Source organism: Pseudoduganella chitinolytica, assembly GCF_029028125.1.
Lineage (GTDB): Bacteria > Pseudomonadota > Gammaproteobacteria > Burkholderiales > Burkholderiaceae_D > Rugamonas > Rugamonas chitinolytica.
On record NZ_CP119083.1, the window covers coordinates 847,725 to 872,745 of the forward strand.

Genomic DNA, 25,021 nt, shown 5'->3' on the forward strand with positions numbered 1-25,021 from the left:
CCGCTCGTGACTGCAAATGACCGGGCCCGCGCTACCGGGTCGGTGCGGGTTTGGCCAGCGCGGCGCGCGCGGACCGGGCCAGTGTTTCATCTTCGTCCGTTGCCAGGCGGCGCAACAGGGCGTCGTTGGCGGCGGAGCGGCGCGCGGCCAGGTAATCGACCAGTGCCAGCCGGGCCGGCAGCGCCGGGCCTTCCACTACCTGCTCCAGCAGTTCCGCCGGCAGGCCGCTTTTCCAGCCGGCGGCAACCCGCACCGCATTGCGCGCGGCGCCCGCGTCCGCCGTCGCGAGGATATCGACCAGCAAGCCGGCCGCCGCCGGGTTGTCATCGAACTTGCGCAAGGCCTGCAAGGCATCGTTGCGGTAGCCATACTGGTAGACCTTGCGCAGGGCCGGCAGCACGGCCGGAGCGGACGTGTTCGCCAGGGCCTCGATGGCTTCCCGGCGCTGCTGCGGATCGGTCGCATCGAGCCGCTGCGCATGGCGTTCGACGGCCGCCTGGGCATCCGGCGGCGGGCCGGCGGCGATACGCACCGTGAACGAACCGGCAAACGTGCCGGGCGCAACAAAGGCCCCCTTGTCGTCCAGGCAGGCGACTTCGAGCTTCCAATAGATGCGGCTGGCGCCGACGGGCAAGGCCGGCAGGTATTTGTTGGCATAGACATGTACTTGCAGCGCATCGCGCGGCGCGATCTGCAGGATGCTTTCGATGGCATTGCCGGACCCCGTTACCGGCGCGTTCGGACGCAGCGAGAACCCGATGCCGGGGTAGCCCTGGCCGCCCAGCGAAGGGTAGGCCAGGGCCAGCCCCGCCGGCCGGTCGAGGCGGTTGGTCATGCGCACCCGTATTTCGATCGGTTCGCCGGCATGCCAGTCGGCCCGCGTGGGGGCTGCCTGCACGTCCAGCGGGCAGTCGGCGCGCGCCAGCGTGGCGGCAAACCCGCAGGCAAGCCACAAATAGGTGGAGAGTTTCATGGCTGGGTTCCTGTCATGGGCGCGGTCGGGGTGCCGGCCGCTGCCGTGTGGCCGTTGGCCGTGGCGCCGGCGCCGTACTTCGACGTCGTCAGCTTGAACGGTGGCGGCGGGGTGGCCGGCGCAAACACGGTGCGGTCGATCTTGAAGCCGGAGCGGCGGATCGGCATGTCCGTGATGCCCAGGCGGCGGTCCTTCATCGTATGGGTCTGGTCGATGTTCTGTGTGCCCGGGCCGGTCAGGGAGGCCGTCCCGGTGCTGTGCGTGTCGGTGTAGGTGCCGATGCAGCCCAGGTAGCTGGAGTTCAGGCCGCCCCCCAGCCCGACCAGCGAGCCGGTTTCCGCCTTGACCTCGATCTGTTCGGAGAACTCGCACTCGCTCAGGTCGCCATCGGTGCCGCTGTCGGACTTGACGGTGACGGAGACGATGATGCCAACCACGCCCGGGCGACCGACGACATTGCCGCGGTACCCTTCCGCGACCAGTTCGGCGATGGCGGCAACGCTGAAGCCGTTCGACTGGGTCACCTGGGCGCCCCGGACCTTCGCCGCAAGCTTGAGTTTGCGGGCGTTGCCGCCACCCGCACCGCCGGTCGCCGCCGTCTGCACGGTGCCGCGCAGCTTGACGGTTTCCGTACGCGTCAGCTGCTTGGTGGCGCCGCCGCCGACCGTGTAGTCGCCGTTCGCGGCGCTCGTGTCGAGCGTTGCCAGTTCGACCGACTGGCCGCTGCCGTCCAGGGCCGGCACCAGCGTGACCTGGGCATCCGTGTCCTTGCGCGGCGTGATGCGGTCCGGTATGGCGGCCGGATCGGTGGGGGTGGCGATGCGCGGCAAGGTGATGTTGACCACCGTCAGGTTGCCCGTCGCCAGCTCGTTGCCGTTGACCTTGGCCGCGATCTTGACGTCGTTGGCGGCCGCGCTGGCCGCGGACGGCGTGAAGACCACGCTGGTGGACTGGCCCTTGGCGAGCGACACGGTCGTCGTATTGAGGCTGCCGCGCCCGCCCGGCGTCAGGACCAGCGCGATGCTGATCGGGGTGGTGGGGCCGTCGTCCATGCGCACGGTGATCGGCAGCGTCTGCGGCCCGTTCAGCGCCGTGATGTCGTCGTCCGTCGCCGGCGTATTGTTGACGAGGATCGTCAGCCGCACGGGGACGCAGGCGCCAGCGCGGCATACACCCTGGCCCGGGGCGAGGTCGCACACCTGGCCATCCTTGGCCGCGTCCGCCACGCAACTGGAGCCTTCGCACTTCTGGCAGGTGGGGCAGGTGCCCGCCGAGCCGGACGTATTGGGATTGCCGCCGCAATGCCAGCCCGCCTTGATGACGCCGGAACCGGGGTCGGAAGTGATCGTGGCACCGTCGGCGCTGACCGTGGCGCTGCCGATCGCCACGAAGCTGGCCAGGTCATGGTCGTACGAATACATCTCGGTGACAGCGCGTGGCGCCAGCCCGTCCACGTTGGGAATCGTCATCCGCGCGGGCGGGCTGAAATGCGTGCCCACGGGCTGGATCGTGACGACGAAGCGGGGCTGCTGGCCGAATCCCGGCGCCATCGGAACCTTGTCCAGGTTGACCGGCGTCACGTGCACGCAGCCGCTGCGCGAGCCGCCCGGGAACGTGGCGGAGCCCGGCGCGATGGCCAGCGCGAAGCCCGGCACATCGGGCAGGGTCAGCGTCCCGCCCGTGCTCTCGTCGATGCAGACGCGGTTGTTCGGGTTCAGCGCGGGCAGGAAGATCGGCATCCCCGGCGTGTTGTCCTGGCCCGGCACGGTCACCATGTCGAAGTCCAGCGTCGGCCAGATGCCGTCACGCGTGGCCGAGCCGCCGTCGGCCATCAGCTTGAATACGCCCACCGGTACCGGTTGCATGACGAACTGGCCCTGGGCATCGGTGCGCACCGCCTCGGCCATCTCCTGCGGGATGTTGCTGCGGTTGCCCTGGGTAATTTGCAGGAGGCGCATCGTGACGCCCGGGATGGGCTGGTTGCTGTTGTCCAGCACGACGCCGCTGATCTTCGTCCGGGCCGCCGGTCCCGGCAGCAGGCCGTTGGCGGTAAACGTTGCCGCGTAACCGGTACCGCCAGTGAAATTGGCTTCGACCACGTTGTTGTTGACGCCCTGGTTCGGGCCCAGCAGCAGTGTCGCGGCCACCCGGCCGTCGCTGTCGCTGGTGGCCTGCAGTGTCGCCTGGCGGTCGGCGCCGAAGCCGCCGCCGCCGTCCTTGACGGTAAAGGTCACCGGCACGCCGGCCAGCCGGTTGTAGGAACTGTCCGTGACGATCGCGATCAGGGGAAACGGCAGGGCCTGGCCGGCCACGCCGGTCTGGCTGTTGCCGGAGTCGACCACCATCAGCTGCGGGGCGCCAGGCGTGCCGCTCGCCACGAAGTCGACGGTCGCCTGGGCCGCGGCCGTACTGGCCTCGACCAGGTTGCCGCCGCCGGCACGGCTGCCGAGCCGGTAGTAAGCACGGGCCTTGCCTTCGGCATCGGTGTTGACCGCCAGCGCCGGCAGGCCGGCGCCGGGCACGGCGCTGGCGGCGACGGTGCCATCCAGTCCCACCACCCGGAACACGACGGGCCGGTTCGCGACCGGCACGCCGCGCGCATCGGTCAGCGCGACGACCAGCGGCGCGGCCAGCAGCGCACCGACGGCGGCGCGCTGGTTGTTGCCCGAGACGAGGGCCAGGCCACCGGCGCCGCTGCGCGTCACCGTGGTGGCGGTCGTCGCCCGGTTGCCGGCGCGGTCGGTGGCCACCGCCTGGATCGTGTTGGTGCCCGCCTGCAGGGGCACGTCGCGGGCGATGAAGCTGCGATTGAGCACTTCCGCCGCGATGCCGTTGACGGTGACGGTCGCCTGTTGCGGATTGACGGTGCCCACGACGATGTCGTTGACCATGCCGCTGACCGTCGCCTTGTCGCCGGTCGTGACGGCATTGGCGCCGGGCGAGTAGATTTCCACCTTCGGGGCCGTCGTGTCGAGCGTGACGAGGATGCTGGCCGTGGTCGTGGTGCCGCCGCTGTTGGTGGCGACCGCCGTGATCGTGTTGGGGCCTTCGTTGAGCGGCACGGAGGCGTTGAAGGTGGTGCCGCTCAGGATGGCCGCGATGCCGTTCAGCGTGACCCGCGCGGCCGGATCGCCCACGGTACCGGCGACCGTGATGGCCGGCGTGTTCAGGTAGGCGCCATTGGCGGGCGCCGTGATGGCGATACCGGTCGCGGTGCCCGCTACCGTGACGCTGAAGACGTTCGAATAGACCGTCTGGGCATGACCGGGGAACGTGCCGGCGATGCGGTAGCGCAGCGTGCCGGGGCTGTTTTCCAACACCGTGGAACGCAAGGCCCAGACGGCATCGCCGGCGCTTGCGTCGCCGTCCGTCCCGTCGTCATGCAGGTTGCCCAGGCTCGCCAGGACCGTTCCGGCGGCATCGATCTTCTGCAGCTGGAGCGTCGACGGCGCCGTGGTCGACTGGACCGTCGCGCTGGCCACGCCCACGGCCGGCACCCCGGTGGTGGCCGTCGTCACGGTGAACTGTGCCGCCGTGATGGTGGGCGTTCCGGTGCCCGGTGTCACCGTCAGCGTGACCGGTGCCGAGATCGTGCGCCGGAGTTCCTGGCGGAACGCCGCCGAGACCTGGAAACGGATGGTGCCGGCCGGCTCGGTCAGCGCAATCGCCAGCGCGTGGATGCCGTCGCCGGCAGTGGTGTCGCCGTCCCGCCCGTCGTCGCGCAGCGTGCCGACGATTCCCTGTACGGTGCCGTCGGCAGCCAGCCGCTGCAGGTTGGCGCTGCCGGCGAGATAGTTCGGGTCGCCGATCGGGATGCTGATCGTCACGACGGTGCCGGTGCCGGCGCCGATGCTGGCGGGAGCAAGCGTCGGGGTGCCGAGGGTGCCGGCAACGACGGGCGCGGCAAGCAGCAGGCCGGCCAGCGTGGCAACAAGGAAAGCTCGCATAATGCCTCCTGGCGTGCGGCCGCACGGGCCGTACGCAATGCGCAAACGTAGGGGAAAAGGGCGGTATGGATGTCAGTGCCGTCGTCGGCGGGCCCGCCACGCCAGCGCCAGCAGGCCGGTCATCACGAGCGGCAAGGTGCCGGGCGAGGGCACTGCAACGGCGGCCGTGTCGACGGTCAGGTCGTCCAGTGCCAGGGACGCACCGCCGGGCGACGAGCTGATGACGATGCGCGCGATCAGGTCGCCCGTCGCCATGACGCTCAGCAGCTCGTTCGGTGCGCTGCCCGGATCGCCGCTGCCGTCCGCCACGTTGGCAAGGAAGGCCGCCGTGGCGATGGCGATGAGATTGTCGCTGCTGTCGTAGGCGGACAGCGTCAGGCCGTCCACGTAAGTGAAGTAGCCGGAAACGGCGGAGGCGCCGGTCGCGAAGGTGATGACGATGGGGCCGCCATCATCGAACAGCACGCCGTCGCCCGAGCGGGGCGGGAACGACAGCTCGTTCAGGCCGATCCCTGCGCGCAGGACCGTGCCGTTGGCGAACCCCAGTCCCGCGTACTGGCCCGTGAGCGACGTGCCGTCGGCGAACGTGTCGAAACTGTATGTGATGGGGGTGGCCAGCGCTGCGTGGGCAGCGACAAGCCACATGAGGGCGCCCAGCGCGATGCGCCGAACCCTGCTGTTGGTGGCGCTCATTGTGGGCTCCCGCGATGTCATTGTCGTGATAAACATATGAGCAAAAGCAATGCCAGCCCCGCAAGTGCTTGATTTTACAGTGCTCGGCAGGGAACGGCGTTGGCTGTTGTAAAGAACACCGACACGCAAAACATTCTTTTTGGGCTACGTTAATTGAATCCGGTACAATTAATCCGTCATCAGCACTGCGAAATCTTCGCCTTTTCGATATCAAAAAAGATATCGCAAAGTCGCAAAAATTGATTGGATCGAATTCATCCCTCCACCTAAGATGCTTTGCAGGCAAGCAGTTTCACTACTGCACTAAAAACATAATTACAAGACATTGGAGACCTATGAAGCCTATCCCTTCGGGCCGTGTCGCGCCCAATCCCAACCCTTTCATATTGAAAGCCACCGTGGCGGCGCTCGCGGCTGTCGGTGCGCTGAGCAGCGCCTCCGTCTGGGCGCAGGCCGCTGACGCCGCACCGGCCGCGGTCGAGACTTCGGGTGCCAGCGGGGCCGAAGCGACGGGCACCGCGGTCGCCGATGCCGCCCCCGCCAGCGTCGTTACCGTCACGGGCATCCGCAGCGCGGCCCGCAACGCCCAGGCCTTCAAGCAGAACAACGAGCAGGTCGTCGACTCCATCGTGGCCGACGACATCGGCAAGTTCCCCGACAAGAACGTGGCCGAGATCCTGGGTCGTATCACGGGCGTGCAGATCATCCGCGAGGCGGGCGAGGCGGGCAATGTCGTCATCCGCGGCCTGCCGGGCGCCGTTACCTTGCTGAACGGCCGCGAGATGTTCTCCGCCGTCAGCCGCAGCCTGTTCCTGGCCGATATCCCGACCACGATGCTGTCGCGCCTGGACGTCTACAAATCGCAGGGCGTGGACATGGTCGAAGGCGGGACCGCGGGCGTGATCGACGTGCGCACCAACCGGCCGTTCGACTTCAAGGGCTACACGGCCAGCCTGGTGGGCCGGGCCGAGAACCGCGACAAGTCCAGCGCCACCGATCCGCAGCTGTCCGGCATGGCGTCGAACCGCTGGAAGACGGCCTATGGCGAATTCGGCGCGCTGGTCGGTTATTCGTACCAGCGCGGCCGCTACCAGGACGAAGGCGCGTGGGTGGGCGTACCGCTGTCCATCGAGCGCGGCCTGACGGGCCCGGACACCATCGGCCGCGTGATGACGGGCGGCGACCGCAAGCGCTGGGCCGGCAACGGTGTGCTGCAGTGGCGTCCGAACTCGGATGTCGAGGTGTTCGCGGAGGTGATCAATACCCGCATCGAACACGATGCCCAGACCAATTTCCTCGTCGGCCAGCTGCCCCTGAACAAGGGCGCCACCATGACGACGGTGCCCGGTACGAACTACCTGCAGTCGATCAGCAAGGAGGGCGCCGACCAGTGGACGCTGACGTCCACGCAGGGCCGTCGCCATTATTCGCGCACCACGCAGGCCGCCACCGGCGCCACGTGGGACGTCAACGAGCAGTGGCGCCTGAAGACGGAGCTGGCACGCACGATCAGCAAGTTCCGCAACCAGAACCCGATCGTCGACATCGTCGGCTACATGCCGAACGTGTCCGGCAGCATCGACAACGGCGTCGGCTCGATCGACTACCCGGGCGGCGACATCGCCGGCGGTTCCCGCTTCTTCCTCGAGAAGTTCTTCGACCAGCACAGCCACGACGAAGGCAGTTCCACCGACTGGCGCGCCGACGCGATCTACACGCCGGCCGACAAGGGCTTCTTCCGCGGCTTCGCCGGCGGCGTGCGCATCGCCAAGCGCCGGGCGGCGTCGATCCACGGCATCGAAGGGTCGGTCAACCATCCGGGCGCCTATTCGCCCAACCAGGTGATGATCAACTCGATCCCCGGCTTCACGTGCCCTTCGCTAAGCCCCGCGGGCAACTACGGCGCCGCGACGTTTGCCGTGCCGTGCGCCAGCTACCTGCTGAACAACACCAGCGACCTGCGCCAGGCGTTCACGGGGTCGACCACGCCGAACCCGGAAGACCCGCTGTCGTACTACGCCGACATCGAGAAGACCCAGGCCCTGTACGGCAAGGCCGACATCGCGTTCGACGCGTGGTCGGTGCCGGTGGACGGGTCGGTCGGCGTGCGCGCCGTGCGCACCGAGCAGGACCTGCGCGGCAACTCGCTGATCAACAATGCGGTGGTGGCGGCCAGCACCAAGACGACGTCCACCGACTACCTGCCGAACCTTGCGCTGCGCGCCAAGTTACGCGAGGACCTGCAGGCCCGCTTCACGTGGGTCAAGGCCACCCAGCGGCCGGCGTTTGCCGACTTCAACCCTGGCCTGGTGCTGCACGCGGCGGGCAACACGACGCTGGCGACCGGCACCTCGGGCAATCCGAACCTGAAGCCGATCGAGAGCAAGAACATGGACGTGGCGCTGGAGTGGTACTTCGCGCCCACCGGCTCCGTGACGGGCACCGTGTTCTCGCATGAGTTCAAGAACTACATCCGCCGCAAGTCCACGCCGGAGACCTACGACGGCATCACGTATGACGTCAGCCGGCCGTACAACACGAGCGAGGGCAAGCTCGAAGGCATCGAGATCGCCTACAAGCAGTTCTACGACTGGCTGCCCGGCTGGCTGGGCGGCTTCGGCCTGGAAGCGAACGGCACCTACATGCACGGCGGGCTGACGGAGCCGGACGGGAAGGTCAACAGCTTTGCCGGCATGTCGAAGTGGGCATACAACCTGATCGGCCTTTACGAACGGGGCGACTGGTCGGCCCGGGTGGCCTACAACTGGCGCTCGCGCTTCGTCTCCGAGTACGCCTACCGGGCCACGCAGTACGACCTGGTGGTCGATCCGATGAAGTCTCTGGACGCTTCCATCACCTACAAGCTGACCAAGAATCTCAGCCTGACGGTGGACGGCACCAACCTGACCGACTTCAAGTACAAGGACTACCACTCGGAGCCGGCACTGGCGCGCGACATCCGCCGTTACGACCGCACCATCGGCGTGGCGCTGCGCTGGAAGAACTAAGGTAGTGCAGTGACTTGGGCAGTAACGCGCAAGGGGCGCCGGCCGGCAAACGGCCAGTGCCCCGCGGTCCTTCTGATTTGGAAATGACGATGCAAAAATTATCGACGGTGGAAAAGGTAGGCTTTGGCGCGGGCGACATGGCCCTGAACGTGGTGATCTCATCGATGATGCTGATCATTACCTTCTTCTATACCGACATCTACGGCCTGCGCACGGAAGACCTGGCGTTGCTGTTCCTGGCCGTGAAGGTGATCGGCGCCGTGGCCGACCTGGTGATGGGCCAGATCACGGACCGCTTCACCAACCGCTTCGGCCGCTACCGTCCCTGGCTGCTGTTCCTCGCCGTGCCGTACGGCGTTTCCGTGTTCTTCGTGTTCTCCACGCCCGACTGGGGCTATGACGCGAAGCTGGTCTGGGCCTATTCGACCTACATCCTGATGACGTTGATGACTGCCGGCGTGGGCATCCCGTACATCTCGCTGATCAGTGGACTGACGAGCGACCCGCAGGACCGCCTGTCGGCCAACGGCTATCGCCTGTTCTTCGCCAAGATCGGTGCGTTCATGGTGACGATCATCGTGCCGCTGCTGGCCAAGGAGTGGGGCGGCGGCAATCCGGCCGTCGGCTACCAGGCCGCGATGGCCGTGATGGCGTTGATGGGCGTCGCGCTGTTCCTGTTCTGCTTCTTCTCGACCGAGGAGCGCGTGCACCACGTGGTGGAGCGCCAGCCCCTGTTGGACCAACTGAAGGTGCTGCTGAAGAACGACCAGTGGCTGATCCTGTGCGGCGCCTGCGTCACCGGCACGATCGGCTACGTGGTGCGCGGCTCGGTCGCCATGTATTACGCCAAGTACTACCTGGGCGGCGACGAGGCCGTGGTGTCGGCGTTCCTGTCCACCGGCGTGGCGGCGGCGATCCTGTCGATGGTGGCGTCCACGTGGATCACCAAAAGCTACTGCAAGGTCAAGCTGTTCCGCAATTCGCAGGTCGTCGTCGCGCTGATCAGCCTTGCCATCTACCTGTTCGTCAAGCCGGGCGACATCGTGCTGGCGTTCGTCCTGTACTTCCTGCTGTCGTTCATCGTCGATCTGCATGCGCCCGTGTTCTGGTCGGCCATTGCCGAGACGATCGATTACGGCCAGGTGAAGACCGGCACCCGCGTGTCCGGCTTCGCGTTCGGCGGCATTTCGGTGTGCCAGAAGGCCGGCATGGGCATCGCCGGCGTGCTGGTCGGCGTGCTGCTGACGCACTTCCAGTACCAGCCCAACGTGGCGCAGACGCCGCTGGCGTTGACCGGCATCGCGCTGATGCTGACGGTGATCCCGGGCTTCTTCCATCTCGTGATGGGCCTGCTGATGTTCCGCTACCGGATCAGCGACGAATACTACGGCGCGGTGAAGGCCAAGATGCTCACGCACGGCTACGCCGCCTGATCTCCCTGCTGCCTTTAGACTGAATTAACGGAGAACCCCTTGACCCAAGTACTGAAACCCCTGATCGAGCAACGCGCCGATCCCTACATTTATCGTCATACGGATGGCTATTATTATTTTACGGCGTCGGTGCCCCAGTACGACCGCATCGAACTTCGCCGCGCCAAGACCATCGAAGGCCTGGCCAGCGCGCAAACGCGCGATGTCTGGCGCAAGCCGGATACGGGCGCTTACTCGGAACTGATCTGGGCGCCCGAGATCCACTTCAACCAGGGCGCCTGGTACGTCTACTTCGCCGCGGCGCCGAGCCGCGAGATCAAGAACAAGCTGTTCCAGCATCGCATGTACGCGATCCGCAACGAGAACGCCAATCCGCTGGAAGGGCAGTGGGAGTTCATGGGGCAGGTGGACACGGGCATCGACAGCTTCTGCCTGGATGCGACCACGTTCACCCATAAAGGCCAGCTGTACTACCTGTGGGCGCAGAAGCACGAGGACATCGAAGGCAACTCGAACCTGTACATCGCCCCGATGAAGACGCCGTGGCAGATCGAAGGCGCCCCCATCATGCTGAGCAAGCCGGAACACGAATGGGAATGCCGCGGCTTCCTCGTCAACGAGGGCCCGTCGGTGCTGAAGAAGAACGGCAAGATCTTCATCAGCTATTCGGCCAGCGCGACGGACCACAACTACGCCATGGGGCTGTTGTGGGCAGATGAAAACGCCGACCTGCTCGATCCGGCATCGTGGCACAAGTCGGACGAGCCGGTGCTGCAGACGTGCTTCGAGCACAAGATCTACGGCCCGGGCCACAACAGCTTCACGGTGGCGGAAGACGGTTCAACCGTGCTCCTGGTCTATCATGCGAGGACTTATACTGAAATCGTCGGCGATCCGCTGTGGAATCCGGACCGCCATACCTTCGTCAAACCCTTGCGCTGGGATGCCGACGGCATGCCGGATTTCGGCCGGCCTTCGATTGCATAGTTGACGGTGCCGCCCGGCGCGCAGAACAAGAAAACGAACAACGCATGGAACTCTCGATAGAACAGGAACCGTTCGGCCAGGCACCGGACGGTACCCCGCTGAGCCTCTACACGCTGCGCAACCGCAGCGGGATGGTCGTCAAGATCACCAACCTGGGCGGCATCATCACGGAACTGCACGTGCCGGACCGCCAGGGCAACCTGGCCGACGTCACGTTCGGCTTCGACAAGCCGGAGCCGTATTTCAGCGATTCGCCTTACTTCGGCGCGCTGATCGGCCGCTACGGCAACCGCATCTCGGGCGGACGCTTCCAGCTGGACGGCCGTACCGTGCAGCTGGACGTCAACAACGGCCCGAACCACCTGCACGGCGGCACCAAGGGCTTCGACAAGGCCGTCTGGCATGCGGTACCGCTGGTGGCCGACCTGTCGATCGGCCTGAAACTGACGTACACGAGTCCGGACGGGGAGCAGGGCTACCCCGGCAACCTGGAAGTGACGGTCACGTATGAGCTGAACGACGCCAACGAGTTGCTGGTGAAATACCACGCGACGACCGACCAGGCGACGCCCGTCAACCTGACGCAGCATGCGTACTTCAACCTGGCCGGCAAGGGCACGGTGCTGGACCACGAGCTGCAGATCAATGCCGACCGCTACACGCCGATCGACGAGAATTCCATTCCGCTGGGGCAGCTGGCACCCGTCGAATACACGCCGTTCGACTTCCGCAAGCCGCGCCGCATCGGCCAGGCCATCGACGCCGACGACGTGCAGCTGAAGAACGGCCTCGGTTACGATCATAACTTCGCGCTGAACAAGGGCGAGTCGAACGTGCTGGGCCTGGCCGCGATCCTGCGCGACCCGGGCTCGGGCCGCGTGCTGGAACTGTACACGCAGGAACCGGGGCTGCAGTTCTACAGCGGCAACTTCCTGGACGGCACGTTGTCGGGCAAGGGCTGGCAGTACGAGCACCGCTCGGCCGTCTGCCTGGAACCGCAGCACTTCCCGGACTCGCCGAACCGGCCCGAGTTTCCCAATACGATCCTGCGCCCGGGCGAGACGTACTCGACCCGCTCGCTGTACCGCTTTACCACGCAGGCCTGACGTGGCAGGGGGCCGGCACGGCACCCATACCCCGAGACCAGGATCTGGGGTCGGACCCGCCGGGTCCGACCCCGGCACCTGCCGTTGGGTTTTCTGGCGCGGCGACGTCGCCGCGCAGTGATTTCAAACTCCATCATGCCGATCTACACCCGACCCGCCGCGATGCTGGCGACCCTCGCCCTGCTGTGCGCCAACGCCAGCGCTGACACGTTTTCGCCCCACAACCCGCTGGTACAGCAACGCGCCGACCCGCACGTCACGCTGCATGGCGACGGCTGGTACTACTTCACGGCGACGGTACCGGAATACGACCGCATCGAACTGCGCCGTGCGAAGTCGCTGAACGACCTGGGTGCCGCGCCGGCCAAGACGATCTGGCGCCAGCACGCCTCGGGCCCGATGAGCAAGAACATCTGGGCGCCGGAACTGCACCGTATCGATGGCAAGTGGTACCTGTACTTCACGGCGGGCCGGGCCGACGCCCCGCTCGAGATCCGCCTGTATGTGCTGGAAAACGCGGCGGCCAATCCCATGGAAGGGACGTGGACGGAGCGCGGCCGCATCGACACGGGCTGGGAGACGTTTTCGCTGGACGCGACCACGTTCGAGCTGCGCGGCCAGCGCTACCTGGCATGGACGCAGCGCCCGCCGACGGCCGACAAGCACATCACCGGTATCTATATAGCGAAGATGCGCTCGCCGGTGGCGCTGGACGGCCCGGCGACCCTGCTGTCGCTGCCCGAATACACGTGGGAAAAAGTAAAATTCGACGTCAACGAAGCGCCCGCCGTGCTGGTGCGCAACGGCCGCGTCTTCCTGACCTACTCCGCCAGCGCCACCGATGCCAACTACGCGCTGGGCATGCTGACGGCAAAGGAGGGCGCCAACCTGCTTGACCAGGCGGCGTGGACGAAGTCGCCCGTGCCGGTGCTGGCGAGCGGTGGCGGCCAGTACGGCCCGGGCCACAATGCATTTACCACGACGCCGGATGGCAAGCAGGACATCCTGGTCTACCATGCGCGCAGCTATCGCGATATTCCAGGTAACGAGCTGAACGATCCGAACCGCCATACGCGGGCCCAGCTCATCCGCTGGGGCGCAGACGGCACGCCAGACTTCGGTATGCCGATCCCCGACTGATTCCGGGCCTGCCACAACATCTCCGATCGCGATGCGCATCCCGTGGGGACGCGGCCCCATCGTCAGCCGGCCGGGTGATGCTGCGTCAGATCCGACAGCGCGACGATGGCTTTCATCAGCTCGGAGCGATGCGTGATACCGGTCTTGGCATAGATGTTCTTCAGATGAGTCTTGACGGTGTTGGTGGACAAGCACATTGTTTGCGCGATGTCCCCCACTGCCCCCGCCGAGGCCAGGGCGACGGCAACCCGGGCTTCGCCGCGCGACAGGTTGAAGGCGCGGGCAAGCAATTCGGCTTCGACGCGAGTCGGGCTACCCATGTCAACGATGAATATCGTGGCTGCCGCGAAGCTGTTGCCGCTCGGTCCGGCCATGGCGCACTTGACGATGAGTGGAGTGCGCCCCGACGGGCGTGGGACGACGATTGCCCGTTCGCTCGCGGGATCGCCCTGCAACGTTCCCGCCAGGGTGGCCGCCAGCGTTTCCTGGCAGCCGACGTCGCGTGCGCCGACGGTGTAGCCCATGACGGGATAGGGGCAGTTATGCCGAAGCAGCGCATCGCGTGCATTGAGCAGGGCGTTCGCGGCCTTGTTCTCGAAAACGACCTTGGCGCCCTCGTCGATGAACAGCACACCGTGGCGCAACCGGTCCAAGGCGGCCGTGCCTGCCAGGGCCGTGCGCTCGCACTGAAGTAGCCGGCGCATGATTCCTATCGAACGCGACAGGTGTGGGGCCAGCAACGCCAGCCGCTCCCGGTCTGCCAGCGTGAACGGGGGTTCGTGCACGTCGCGAAAGAAGCTGCACAGGACGGGAAGCGTGCCGGCCTGCCCCACACCGGACACAACGCACACCAGCATCTGCGCCAATCCGCCCAGCGACAGATAGTTGCGGTACCAGTCCGAGCGCAGCAGTTCGCCGTCCGGCACCAGTTGGGCACCGACCCCGACATTGCCTTCAACGAAGAACCCTGCGCGCAGCCCGGCGCGCGTCCACAGGTCGACCTGATGGCAGCGTCCGCAGGCGACCCCGAGGAAATCTTCCGGAATGCCGGCGGCATAGTGGAATCCCCCTTCGGCGGGACAATGCATGGGAGTAAACAACAGCGCCTTCGAAGCACCCAGGCCGGTGCCGAGCGTTTGAAGGATGTCCGGCCAGCGCTCCGGTGCCGATGCGCCACTATAAATAGTGTGCATCCATGCATCGTAGTCCAGAAGTGGCGTGGTCATGGCGTGCTTGCCCCCTGCAATCCACTATAGCGCGTTATCCGCGGTTTGCAGTTCCGATATCTTTTTTCATATCGCAGCCAATTTTTTATTCATTGGAAAGATATCGTTGCATTCTCTAACATGCTTTCCATCGCAGCCCGTCGTGGACAGTCATGGCGCCGGGCCCGGAACAACACGGAGGAATGCATGTCAGAGACAAAAAAGAACGTAAAGCTGCGCTCGGCCGAATGGTTCGGCACGCAGGACAAGAACGGTTTCATGTACCGCAGCTGGATGAAGAACCAGGGCATTCCGGACCATGAGTTCCAGGGCAAGCCCATCATCGGCATCTGCAACACCTGGTCGGAACTGACCCCCTGCAACGCCCACTTCCGCAAGATCGCCGAACACGTCAAGAAGGGCATCATCGAGGCGGGTGGCTGGCCCGTCGAGTTCCCCGTATTCTCCTCCGGTGAATCGAACCTCCGTCCCACCGCCATGCTGACCCGTAACCTGGCGTCGATGGACGTCGAGGAATCGATCCGCGGCAATCCGATGGATGCCGTCGTGCTGCTGGTCGGCTGCGACAAGACCACCCCTGCGCTGCTGATGGGTGCCGCCTCCTGCGACATCCCGGCGATCGTCGTCACCGGCGGCCCGATGCTGAACGGCAAGCTGAACGGCAAGAGCATCGGCTCCGGCACCGCCGTCTGGCAGCTGCACGAGCAGGTCAAGGCCGGCGAGATCACCATGCACGACTTCCTGGCCGCCGAAGCGGGCCACTCGCGCTCCGCCGGTACCTGCAACACGATGGGGACGGCGTCCACGATGGCCTGCATGGCCGAGGCGCTGGGCACGTCGCTGCCGCACAACGCCGCCATCCCCGCCGTCGACGCGCGCCGCTACGTGCTGGCCCACATGTCCGGCATGCGCATCGTCGACATGGTGTGGGAAGACCTGCGCCTGTCGAAAATCCTGACCCGCGAGGCGTTCGAGAACGCGATCCGCGTCAACGCCGCCATCGGCGGTTCCACCAACGCCGTGATCCACCTGAAGGCCATCGCCGGTCGCATCGGCGTGGACCTGGAGTTGGAAGACTGGACCCGCGTGGGCCGCGGCACGCCGACCGTCGTCGACCTGCTGCCGTCGGGCCGCTTCCTGATGGAAGAGTTCTACTATGCCGGCGGCCTGCCCGGCGTGCTGCGCCGCCTGGGCGAGCACGGCCTGCTGCCGAACAAGGACGCGCTGACCGTGAACGGCAAGACGATCTGGGAAAACAACCAGGACGCGCCGATCTACGACGAAGAGGTGATCCGCCCGATCGACAAGCCGCTGATCAAGGATGGCGGCATCTGCATCCTGCGCGGCAACCTGGCGCCGCGCGGCGCGGTGCTGAAGCCTTCCGCCGCCTCGCCACACCTGATGCAGCACCGCGGCCGCGCCATCGTATTCGAGGACTTCGACCACTACAAGACCCGCATCCTCGATCCGGACCTGGACGTCGACGAGAACTGCGTGCTGGTCATGAAGAACTGCGGCCCGAAAGGCTATCCGGGCATGGCGGAAGTGGGCAATATGGGCCTGCCGCCGAAGCTGCTCGCCAAGGGCATCAAGGACATGGTGCGCATCTCCGACGCGCGCATGAGCGGCACCGCCTACGGCACCGTCGTGCTGCACGTGGCGCCGGAAGCGATGGCCGGTGGCCCGCTGGGCATTGTGCGTGACGGCGACATCATCTCGCTGGACTGCGCCGGCGGCCGCCTGGACGTCGAGATCTCGGACGCCGAGATGCAGCAGCGCCTGGCCGACCGCGCCGAGACGCAGGTCAAGGGCGCCAAGTCGGGCTACCAGCAGCTCTACATCGACCACGTGCTGCAGGCCGACGAAGGCTGCGACTTCGACTTCCTCGTCGGCATGCGCGGTTCCGCCGTGCCGAAGCATTCCCACTAATTTGAAGCAGGCGGCGGCAGGGTAGGGGCAATCCCCGGCCCTGCCGCCGCGCATAAGGAGACCCCATGCTGCTCGTACAATTCAAGTCCGGTGACGGCCGCCACGTCGGCATCCTGGAGCAGGACACCATCCGCGTCATCGACGGCTACGCCACCACCTACGCGCTGGCGCAGGCCGCGATCCGCGGCAAGCAGAAGCTGGCCGAGCTGGCGCAGGCCGCCGCCGGCGAGAAGACCGTCGCCTTTGCCGACGTCACCGTGCTGGCGCCGCTGGACCATGAAGACCCGGCCCACTGCTACGTCACCGGCACTGGCCTGACGCACCTGGGCAGCGCCGATGCGCGCGATGCGATGCACAAGAAGATCGGCGGCGACGTCGAGACGCTGTCGGATTCCATGAAGATGTTCCGCCTGGGCGTCGAAGGCGGCAAGCCTGCCGCGGGCAGCGCCGGCGCGCAGCCGGAATGGTTCTACAAGGGCGACGGCTCGATCGTGGCCGCCAGCGGCGAAGCGCTGGCCATGCCCGACTTCGCGCTGGACGGCGGCGAGGAACCGGAAATCGCCGGCCTGTACGTGATCGGCGACGACGGCCAGCCTTACCGCGTCGGCTATGCCATCGGCAACGAATTCTCCGACCACGTGACGGAGCGCCAGAACTACCTGTACCTCGCGCACTCGAAGCTGCGCGCCTGCGGCGTGGGCCCGGCGCTGCTGGTGGGCGAGCTGCCCGAGCATATCGACGGCGTCTCGCGCATCCGCGGCACCGACGGCCAGGTGCGCTGGGAGAAGGCGTTCGTCAGCGGCGAAAAGAACATGTCGCACACCATCGCGAACCTGGAACACCACCATTTCAAATACCAGCTGTTCAAGCGCCCCGGCGATGTGCACGTGCACTTCTTCGGCACCGCCACCCTGAGCTTTGCCGACAACGTGCAGGTCGCACCGGGCGAGACCTTCGAGATCGAAGCCCCCGCATTCGGCCCGGCGCTGCGCAACCAGCTGACCGTCATCGAAACCCAAGTCGCAAAGGTGAGCGCATTATGACCATCATTACCGGTGAAGCACTGATCGGCGGCAGCGCCGTCAAGGGTACTGGCAACCACTTCAAGGCGTTCGACCCGAGCAAGCGCGAACAGATCGAACCGGCATTCCATGCCGTCGACGAAGATCAGATCGATGCGGCCTGCCAGCTGGCCGCCGAGGCGTTCGACACGTTCCGCGCCACTTCCAATGAGGAGCGCGCGCGCTTCCTGGAAACCGTGGGCGAGCAGATCATGGCCTTGGGCGACGACTTGATCGTCCGCGCGATGGCCGAATCGGGCCTGCCGCGCGTGCGCCTGGAAGGCGAGCGCGGTCGCACCGTCAACCAGCTGCGCCTCTTTGCCGAGCTGTTGCGCGAAGGCTCGTGGGCCGACGCCCGCATCGACAGCGCGCTGCCGGAACGCACACCGCCACGCCCCGACCTGCGCCTGCGCATGATCGGCCTGGGCCCGGTCGCGGTGTTCGCGGCATCGAACTTCCCGCTGGCGTTTTCCGTCGCTGGCGGCGACACGGCGTCGGCCTTCGCGGCCGGCTGCCCCGTGGTGCTGAAGGCGCATTCCGCCCACCCCGGCACCTCCGAGCTGGTGGCCCGCGCGGTCGTCAAGGCCGTCGAGCTTAGTGGCCTGCCGGCTGGCGTGTTCGCGCTGCTGACGGGCACCGGCCGCCATATCGGCCAGGGCCTGGTCGCCCATCCGGCCATCCAGGCCGTGGGCTTCACCGGTTCGCGCGGCGGCGGCACGGCGCTGATGGCTGTCGCGGCCAACCGTCCGCAGCCGATTCCCGTGTATGCGGAAATGAGCAGCATCAATCCCGTGTTCCTGCTGCCGGGCGCGCTGGCCGCGCGCGGCGAGTCCATCGCGCAAGGCTTCGCCCAGTCGCTGACGATGGGTGTGGGCCAGTTCTGCACCAACCCGGGCCTGGTGCTGGGTATCGCGGGTGCTGATTTCGACGCCTTTGCCAAGACGGCGGCGGCCGCGCTGGAAAGCGTGCCGGGCGCACCGATGCTGACCCCCGGCATCGCCGGCAGCTACCAGGATGGCGTGCAGACGCTGGCCGCGCAAGGCTGCGTCAAGACGCTGGCGCTGGCCGCGCAGGAAGAAGGCCGCGGCGCCCCGGCGCTGTTCGCCACGACGGCCGCGTCGTTCCTGACCGAGCAGGCGCTGCACGGCGAGGTGTTCGGTCCTGCATCCCTGCTGGTGGCGTGCCAGGACGTCGCCGAAATGCGCGCCGTCACCGAGCACCTGGAAGGCCAGCTGACGGCGACCCTGCAGCTGGACGAGAACGACGACGGCGACATCGCCGCCGCGCAGCAACTGCTGCCGGCGCTGGAGCGCAAGGTCGGCCGCATCCTGGCCAACGGCTATCCGACCGGCGTCGAGGTGTCGACGGCGATGGTGCACGGCGGCCCGTTCCCGGCCACGGCCGATGGCCGCAGCACGTCGGTGGGCACGGCGGCGATCCACCGCTTCCTGCGCCCCGTGTGCTACCAGAGCCTGCCGCAGCGCCTGCTGCCCGAAGCACTGCGCGACGGTAACCCGCAGGGCATCTGGCGCCGCCGCGACGGCGTGCTGGGCAAGGATTGAACGGTACAATAATAAGTTAGGGAGACAGACAATGACAGAGTTGGCCAAGTTCGGCAGCCTGCGCGGCAAGCGCGTATTCGTCACGGGTGGCGGCACCGGCATCGGTGAAGCCATCGTGGAAACCTACGCGCAGCAGGGCGCGCACGTCGCGTTCGTCGACATCGCGCAGGAAGCCAGCCTGGGGCTGGTGGAGCGCATCAAGGCGGCCGGCCATCCGGCGCCGCGCTACCGCTACTGCGACATCACCGACATCCCGGCGCTGCAGCAGACCATCGCCGACCTGGCGGCCGAGATGGGCGACTTCGACATCCTCGTCAACAACGCCGCCAACGACCAGCGCCACAAGCCGGAAGAGGTCACGCTGGAGTACTGGAACGATCGCATCGCGATCAACCAGCGCCCGATGTTCTTCACGTGCCAGTCCGTCCTGGAAGGCATGAAGAAGAAGGGCGGCGGCTCGATCATCAATATCAGCTCGATGTCGTGGCACGCCAAGAATGGTGGCTATCCCGTCTACGGCACCACCAAGGCGGCCGTGATCGGCCTGACGCGCTGCCTGGCACGCGATTTCGGCCCCTACGGCATCCGCGTCAACACCGTGACGCCGGGCTGGGTCATGACGCAGCGCCAGATCGACCTGTGGGTCGACGACGCGGCCGAGATCGAGATCAAGAAGGCGCAATGCCTGCCGGGCAAGCTGATGCCGGAGCACGTCGCCTCGATGATCCTGTTCCTGGGCGCCGATGACAGCGCCATGTGCACGGGCCAGGAATTCATCGTGGACGCCGGCTGGGTGTAAGGGCAGCAGCAGTCGGGCCCGTGTCCCACCGCGGTGTCAGTCACCGCGGTGGGACACGAGCCGATCCGTAGTTTCCGTTCGCTGTACGCCGCCGGCTTGCGCCGTGGCGCTTTCACCGTTACGACTATGACCCTGACTCGCCTCATCGGCGTGGCCGCCTGCGCAGCCGCGCCGTTCGCCTGCGCACAACCGGCCACGAGCGTCACGAGCCCGGACGGCAAGCTGGCCGTCACCGTGGCCACCGCCGCCAATGGCACCGTTACCTATCGCGTCAGCCGTGCCGGGAAGCCGGTACTGCTGCCGTCCGCGCTGGGCCTTACGTTCGAGGATGCCGACCTGGCGTCCGGCTTGAAGCCGGCGGGCGCGGGGGCCACCCGCCGCGTCGCCGACCGCTACGAGCTGGCCACCGGCAAGCGCCGCCACGTCAGCTATGCCGCCAACGAGCGCACGTGGCGCTATACCAATCCACGCCAGCAGGCACTGGCCGTGACGTTCCGCGTGTCGAACGACGGCGTGGCGTTCCGCTACCACGCGACCGGCGAGCAGCTGGCCTTGCGCAGCGAGGCGACGACCTTCGCGTTGCCGCCGCTGGCGCGGGCCTGGCTGCAGCCGATGTCGGTGGCGAAAACCGGCTACCAGCGCACCAATCCGTCTTACGAAGAGCACTACCGCATGGACATCCCGGTGGGCACGCCCGCGCCGCTGGGTGCCGGCTGGGTATTCCCGGCGCTGTTCCGCACGGGCGACACCTGGGTCGCCGTCACCGAGGCGGGGATGGACGGCAGCTTCCATGCTTCGCGCCTGCAGACCGGATCGACGGGAGGGGTCTACCGCATCGGCGCCCCGGCGCCGGAAGAGACGTTCACGGGCGGCGCGCTGCTGCCGGCGGCCCAGGGCAGCATGACGACGCCCTGGCGCGTGCTGGCCATCGGCCCGCTCGCCACCGTCGTCGAATCGACGCTGGGCACCGACCTGGCCGCCCCCGCGCCAGGGCCGATCCCGGCCTGGGTCAAGCCGGGCCACGCGTCCTGGAGCTGGGCCATCCTCAAGGACGACTACACCAATTTCGACACCCAGAAGCAGTTCATCGACTACGCCGCCGGCATGGGCTGGGACTACACGCTGGTAGATGCCTACTGGGACAAGAAAATCGGCTACGACAGGCTGGCGGAACTGGCCGCCTACGCCAACGGCAAGGGCATTGGCCTGCTGGCCTGGTACAACTCAGCCGGCGCCTGGAACGACACCGACATGACGCCGCGCGACCGCATGCTGACGCACGAGATCCGCGTCGCCGAGTTCGCCCGGCTGCGCGCCATGGGCGTGAAGGGCATCAAGGTCGATTTCTTCGGCGGTGACGGCCAGTCGATGATCCGTTACTACACCGAGATCCTGAAGGACGCATACGACGCGCAGTTGCTGGTCAACTTCCATGGCGCCACCTTGCCGCGCGGCTGGTCGCGCACCTGGCCCAACCTGCTGACGGCGGAAGCGGTGCGCGGCTTCGAGTTCACCACGTTCACGCAGGAAGACCAGGATGCGGTGGCACCGCACGCGGCGATGCTGCCGTTCACGCGCAACCTGTTCGACCCGATGGATTTCACGCCGATTTCGTTCGGCGACATCCCGAAGATCCGGCGCACCACGCGCAACGGCTTCGAGCTGGCCGAGGCGGTGCTGTTCACGTCCGGCATCCAGCACTTCGCCGAGATCCCGCAAGGCATGGCGAGCGCGCCGGACTACGTCCAGGCGCTGCTGCGCGACCTGCCGCGCAGCTGGGACGACAGCCGCTTCGTGGCGGGCGAGCCAGGCAAGTACGTCGTCATCGCCCGCAAGGCTGGCGACGCCTGGTACGTGGCCGGCATCAACGCACAGGACAGCGCGCAGGCGCTGGTGCTGGACCTGTCGTTCGCCAAGGGCGCCGGCCGCATCGTCACCGATGGTGCCGGCGAGCGCGAATTCTCGCAGGCGGACCTGCGCGCCGCGAAGCGCACCGCCATCGGCATCGCGCCGAAAGGCGGTTTCGTGGCCATCTTCAGATAGACAAAAGACTTACAACAAAGGAGACAAGAAGACATGATAAAACGTACCATCCTCGCCATCAGCCTCGCGGCCTGCGGCAGCGCGTTCGCGCAGGTCGCGGTGACGATCGACACGGCCAAGCCGGGTCCTGTCATCAACAAGAACATCTACGGCCAGTTCGCCGAGCACCTGGGCACCGGCATCTACGAAGGCATGTGGGTCGGGCCCGAGTCGCCCATCCCGAACACGAAGGGCTGGCGCAACGACGTCATCGGCGCGCTCAAGGAACTGCACGTGCCGCTGGTGCGCTGGCCGGGCGGCTGCTTCGCCGACGAGTACCACTGGAAGGACGGCATCGGCCCGCGCGACAAGCGCCCCGTCAAGGTCAACACCAACTGGGGCGGCGTGGAAGAGAACAACGCCGTGGGCACGCACGAGTTCTTCGACCTGGCCGAGCTGCTGGGTGCCGAGGTCTACGTCAACGGCAACCTGGGCACGGGCTCGAACCAGGAAATGTCGGAATGGGTCGAGTACATGACGTCCGACTCGAAATCCACGCTGGCCGAACTGCGCCGCAAGAACGGCCGCGACAAGCCATGGAAGCTGGACTATTTCGCCATCGGCAACGAGGCATGGGGCTGCGGCGGCAACATGACGCCGGAACACTACGCCAACCTGTACAAGAATGCCGCCGCCTTCGTGCGCACGCCGCCGAACGCCAAGCCGAAGTTCGTCGCCAGCGGCGGCCATGACAACGACATCCGCTGGTCCGACGTGCTGTCGAAACAGATCAAGCAGAACATCGACGGCATCAGCTTCCACTACTACACGATCCCGACCGGCAAGTGGGAAGTGAAGGGCGCTGCCACGGGCTTCAAGGAAGACCAGTGGGCCAGCACGATGAAGAACACGCTGGCGATGGACAAGCTGATTCGCCAGAACACGGCGCTGATGGACAAGAACGACCCGCAGAAGAAGATCGGCCTGTATGTCGACGAGTGGGGCACGTGGTACGACGTCGAGCCGGGCACCAACGCCGGCTTCCTGTACCAGCAGAACAGCCTGCGCGACGCGGTCGTCGCGGCGCTCAACTTCAACATCTTCCATGCCCACGCCGAGCGGGTGCGCATGACGAACATCGCGCAGATGGTCAACGTGCTGCAGGCGATGATCCTGACCGACAAGAACCGCATGATCCTGACGCCGACGTACCACGCGTTCCGGATGTACGTGCCGTTCCAGGACGCGACGGCGCTGCCGGTGGCGATCAAGAACAACGGCAAGTACAGCGTCGGCAGCGTCTCGGTGCCGCAGGTGAGCGCTTCGGCCGCGCGCGGCAAGGACGGCAAGGTGTACCTGGCACTCGTCAACACCAACCCGAACAAGGCGGTGGACGTAACGGTCAACGTGACCGGCATGGGTGCCGGGAAAGCGGTCGGCCAGGTGCTGACGGCGGCGGCGATGGATGCGCACAACACGTTCGCATCGCCCGAAGCGGTGAAACCGGCGCCGTTCGCGGCGCAGGCCAATGGGGGCAAGCTGACCGTCCAGCTGCCAGCGAAGTCCGTCGTCGTTACGTCCGTGGAGTAAACCATGCAACCATCCATCCTGGTAAAGACCCTGGCAGTGGCAGGTATCGTCTCGCTCGCGGCATGCGGCGGCGGCGGTGACGATCCGGCGGGCGCCACGACGGCCGCCTCGGTGACGACGTCCGGCGCGAAGAGCGGCGGCATGTCCAACACGGCGCAGCGCCTGTCGGTGGGGTTCACCGAAGCGGGCGTGCACGATCCATCGGTGATCCGCGCCAACAACCAGTACTACGTGTTCGGCTCGCACCTGGCCGCGGCGAAGACGCCCGACCTGCTGAACTGGACCAAGATCGCCGACGGCGTCAACGCGGCCAATCCGCTGATCCCGAACGTGGCCGGCCAGCTGGCCGAGACGTTCGCGTGGGCCCAGACCTCCACCCTGTGGGCGCCGGACGTGATCCGCCTGGACGACGGCAAGTACTATATGTACTACAACGCCTGCAAGGGCGATTCGCCCCGCTCGGCGCTGGGTATCGCCGTGGCCGACCATATCGAGGGTCCGTACGTCAACAAGGGCATCATCCTGAAGTCGGGCATGTGGGGCCAGCCGAGCCATGACGGCACCATCTACGACGCGACCAGGCACCCGAACGCGGTCGACCCGAACGTGTTCCGCGACCACCGGGGCAAGCTGTGGATGATCTACGGCTCGTACTCGGGCGGCATCTTCATCCTGCAGCTCGATCCGGCCAACGGCATGCCGCTGCCGGGGCAAGGCTACGGCAAGCACCTCTTGGGCGGGAACCACTCGCGCATCGAAGGCGCCTATGTGCTGTACAGCCCGCAGTCGAAGTACTACTACATGTTCACGTCGTTCGGCGGGCTCGATTCGTTCGGCGCCTACAATATGCGGGTGGCCCGTTCGCGCAATCCGGACGGTCCGTACGTGGACGGCAAGGGCACCGACATGGCGACGGTCAAGTCCGACCCGACCAAGCCGCTGTTCGACGACGCCAGCATCGCCCCGCACGGCCAGAAGCTGTTCGGCAACCACCAGTTCGCGCTGGCCTCCGGTGAAGTGGGCACGCCGCTGGGCTACGTGTCGGCGGGCCACAACAGTGCCTTCTACGACGCGGCGACGAAGCAGCATTTCCTCGTGTTCCACACGCGCTTCCCGAACATGGGCGAGATGCACGAGTTGCGCGTGCACCAGATGTTCATCAACGAGAACGACTGGCCGGTGGTGGCACCGCTGCGCTACGTGCCGCTCAGTAAAGGCAAGGAGGTACCGGTGTCGGTCAGTGCCACGGCGGCGGCCGGGACCTACAAGTTCGTCAACCACAACAAGGAAATCACGGCGTATGTCGTGCCGTCGCAGGTCGTCAAGCTGGGCAAGGACGGCAAGGTCACGGGCGCCGTCAAGGGCAAGTGGACGCACCGGGGCAACAACAATGTCGCGCTGGTCCTGGACGGTTCGACCAAGCAGTACCGCGGCGTGCTGTCGCGCCAGTGGAACACCAATGCGAATGCGTTCACGGTGACGTTCTCGGTGCAGAATACCGACGGCGTCTCGCTGTGGGGCGTGCGCACGGGGGACTAGAGAAGG

Annotated in this window: 16 protein-coding genes; 12 read left to right on the forward strand and 4 right to left on the reverse strand. The window is 66.5% G+C overall.

Features of this window, described 5'->3' with window-relative positions; all coding sequences use genetic code 11:
• Window positions 1-31: 31 nt before the first annotated feature.
• From PX653_RS03770 to PX653_RS03780, 3 genes are all read right to left on the reverse strand, one after another.
• Window positions 32-973 carry a HEAT repeat domain-containing protein gene (locus PX653_RS03770; protein WP_277416589.1) on the reverse strand — a complete coding sequence of 314 codons (942 nt, stop codon included), beginning with the start codon at window positions 971-973 and terminating at the stop codon, window positions 32-34.
• Entirely contained in the window at window positions 970-4,920 is a 3,951-nt protein-coding gene (locus PX653_RS03775; protein ID WP_277416590.1) for a choice-of-anchor X domain-containing protein, read from the reverse strand. The genes PX653_RS03770 and PX653_RS03775 overlap by 4 nt, the downstream gene beginning before the upstream one ends.
• A 72-nt stretch (window positions 4,921-4,992) precedes the next feature.
• Window positions 4,993-5,613 carry a hypothetical protein gene (locus PX653_RS03780; RefSeq protein WP_277416591.1) on the reverse strand — a complete coding sequence of 207 codons (621 nt, stop codon included), beginning with the start codon at window positions 5,611-5,613 and terminating at the stop codon, window positions 4,993-4,995.
• A gap of 335 nt (window positions 5,614-5,948) precedes the next feature.
• Between PX653_RS03780 and PX653_RS03785 the strand changes: the two genes are divergently transcribed.
• The 5 genes from PX653_RS03785 to PX653_RS03805 all read left to right on the forward strand — a co-directional run bounded on the left by PX653_RS03785 (window position 5,949) and on the right by PX653_RS03805 (window position 13,287).
• On the forward strand, window positions 5,949-8,621 hold the full coding sequence (locus tag PX653_RS03785; RefSeq protein ID WP_277416592.1) for a TonB-dependent receptor: 2,673 nt from the start codon (window positions 5,949-5,951) through the stop codon (window positions 8,619-8,621).
• An 83-nt stretch (window positions 8,622-8,704) separates the two neighbouring features.
• Complete coding sequence (locus PX653_RS03790; protein ID WP_307730979.1) at window positions 8,705-10,054, forward strand: MFS transporter; 1,350 nt, start codon at window positions 8,705-8,707, stop codon at window positions 10,052-10,054.
• Between the two features lie 39 nt (window positions 10,055-10,093).
• Entirely contained in the window at window positions 10,094-11,041 is a 948-nt protein-coding gene (locus tag PX653_RS03795; protein ID WP_277416594.1) for a glycoside hydrolase family 43 protein, read from the forward strand.
• 44 nt (window positions 11,042-11,085) lie between these two features.
• Window positions 11,086-12,147 carry an aldose epimerase family protein gene (locus tag PX653_RS03800; RefSeq protein ID WP_277416595.1) on the forward strand — a complete coding sequence of 354 codons (1,062 nt, stop codon included), beginning with the start codon at window positions 11,086-11,088 and terminating at the stop codon, window positions 12,145-12,147.
• Between the two features lie 135 nt (window positions 12,148-12,282).
• Window positions 12,283-13,287 (forward strand): glycoside hydrolase family 43 protein, encoded by a 1,005-nt coding sequence (locus PX653_RS03805; RefSeq protein WP_277416596.1) that lies wholly within the window; start codon window positions 12,283-12,285, stop codon window positions 13,285-13,287.
• A gap of 62 nt (window positions 13,288-13,349) precedes the next feature.
• On the opposite strand, the gene PX653_RS03810 is transcribed toward PX653_RS03805, so the two are convergent.
• Window positions 13,350-14,513, reverse strand: coding sequence for a helix-turn-helix transcriptional regulator (locus PX653_RS03810; RefSeq protein ID WP_277416597.1), 1,164 nt, complete (start codon window positions 14,511-14,513; stop codon window positions 13,350-13,352).
• A gap of 186 nt (window positions 14,514-14,699) precedes the next feature.
• On the opposite strand from PX653_RS03810, the gene PX653_RS03815 reads away from it, so the two are divergent.
• From PX653_RS03815 to PX653_RS03845, 7 genes are all read left to right on the forward strand, one after another.
• Window positions 14,700-16,442: an IlvD/Edd family dehydratase gene (locus PX653_RS03815; protein ID WP_277416598.1), complete on the forward strand. Its 1,743-nt coding sequence runs from the start codon at window positions 14,700-14,702 to the stop codon at window positions 16,440-16,442.
• A 65-nt stretch (window positions 16,443-16,507) separates the two neighbouring features.
• Entirely contained in the window at window positions 16,508-17,485 is a 978-nt protein-coding gene (gene araD1 / locus PX653_RS03820) for an AraD1 family protein (protein ID WP_277416599.1), read from the forward strand.
• Window positions 17,482-19,065: an aldehyde dehydrogenase (NADP(+)) gene (locus PX653_RS03825; protein WP_277416600.1), complete on the forward strand. Its 1,584-nt coding sequence runs from the start codon at window positions 17,482-17,484 to the stop codon at window positions 19,063-19,065. The genes araD1 and PX653_RS03825 overlap by 4 nt, the downstream gene beginning before the upstream one ends.
• A gap of 31 nt (window positions 19,066-19,096) precedes the next feature.
• A complete protein-coding gene (locus tag PX653_RS03830; RefSeq protein WP_277416601.1) occupies window positions 19,097-19,864 on the forward strand; it encodes an SDR family NAD(P)-dependent oxidoreductase in 768 nt (255 codons plus the stop codon).
• Between the two features lie 126 nt (window positions 19,865-19,990).
• A complete protein-coding gene (locus PX653_RS03835; protein WP_277416602.1) occupies window positions 19,991-21,907 on the forward strand; it encodes a glycoside hydrolase family 97 protein in 1,917 nt (638 codons plus the stop codon).
• 33 nt (window positions 21,908-21,940) lie between these two features.
• A complete protein-coding gene (locus PX653_RS03840; protein ID WP_277416603.1) occupies window positions 21,941-23,476 on the forward strand; it encodes an alpha-N-arabinofuranosidase in 1,536 nt (511 codons plus the stop codon).
• Window positions 23,477-23,479: 3 nt separating this feature from the next.
• Entirely contained in the window at window positions 23,480-25,015 is a 1,536-nt protein-coding gene (locus tag PX653_RS03845; protein WP_277416604.1) for a glycoside hydrolase family 43 protein, read from the forward strand.
• The last annotated feature ends 6 nt before the right edge of the window (window positions 25,016-25,021 follow it).

Bases quoted from the DNA above. Each gene is read 5' to 3' on its own strand.
- PX653_RS03770 (WP_277416589.1), bottom strand. From the start codon at position 973: ATGAAACTCTCCACCTATTTGTGGCTTGCCTGCGGGTTTGCCGCCACG.
- PX653_RS03775 (WP_277416590.1), bottom strand. From the start codon at position 4,920: ATGCGAGCTTTCCTTGTTGCCACGCTGGCCGGCCTGCTGCTTGCCGCG.
- PX653_RS03780 (WP_277416591.1), bottom strand. From the start codon at position 5,613: ATGAGCGCCACCAACAGCAGGGTTCGGCGCATCGCGCTGGGCGCCCTC.
- PX653_RS03785 (WP_277416592.1), top strand. From the start codon at position 5,949: ATGAAGCCTATCCCTTCGGGCCGTGTCGCGCCCAATCCCAACCCTTTC.
- PX653_RS03790 (WP_307730979.1), top strand. From the start codon at position 8,705: ATGACGATGCAAAAATTATCGACGGTGGAAAAGGTAGGCTTTGGCGCG.
- PX653_RS03800 (WP_277416595.1), top strand. From the start codon at position 11,086: ATGGAACTCTCGATAGAACAGGAACCGTTCGGCCAGGCACCGGACGGT.
- PX653_RS03805 (WP_277416596.1), top strand. From the start codon at position 12,283: ATGCCGATCTACACCCGACCCGCCGCGATGCTGGCGACCCTCGCCCTG.
- PX653_RS03810 (WP_277416597.1), bottom strand. From the start codon at position 14,513: ATGACCACGCCACTTCTGGACTACGATGCATGGATGCACACTATTTAT.
- PX653_RS03815 (WP_277416598.1), top strand. From the start codon at position 14,700: ATGTCAGAGACAAAAAAGAACGTAAAGCTGCGCTCGGCCGAATGGTTC.
- araD1 (WP_277416599.1), top strand. From the start codon at position 16,508: ATGCTGCTCGTACAATTCAAGTCCGGTGACGGCCGCCACGTCGGCATC.
- PX653_RS03825 (WP_277416600.1), top strand. From the start codon at position 17,482: ATGACCATCATTACCGGTGAAGCACTGATCGGCGGCAGCGCCGTCAAG.
- PX653_RS03830 (WP_277416601.1), top strand. From the start codon at position 19,097: ATGACAGAGTTGGCCAAGTTCGGCAGCCTGCGCGGCAAGCGCGTATTC.
- PX653_RS03835 (WP_277416602.1), top strand. From the start codon at position 19,991: ATGACCCTGACTCGCCTCATCGGCGTGGCCGCCTGCGCAGCCGCGCCG.
- PX653_RS03840 (WP_277416603.1), top strand. From the start codon at position 21,941: ATGATAAAACGTACCATCCTCGCCATCAGCCTCGCGGCCTGCGGCAGC.
- PX653_RS03845 (WP_277416604.1), top strand. From the start codon at position 23,480: ATGCAACCATCCATCCTGGTAAAGACCCTGGCAGTGGCAGGTATCGTC.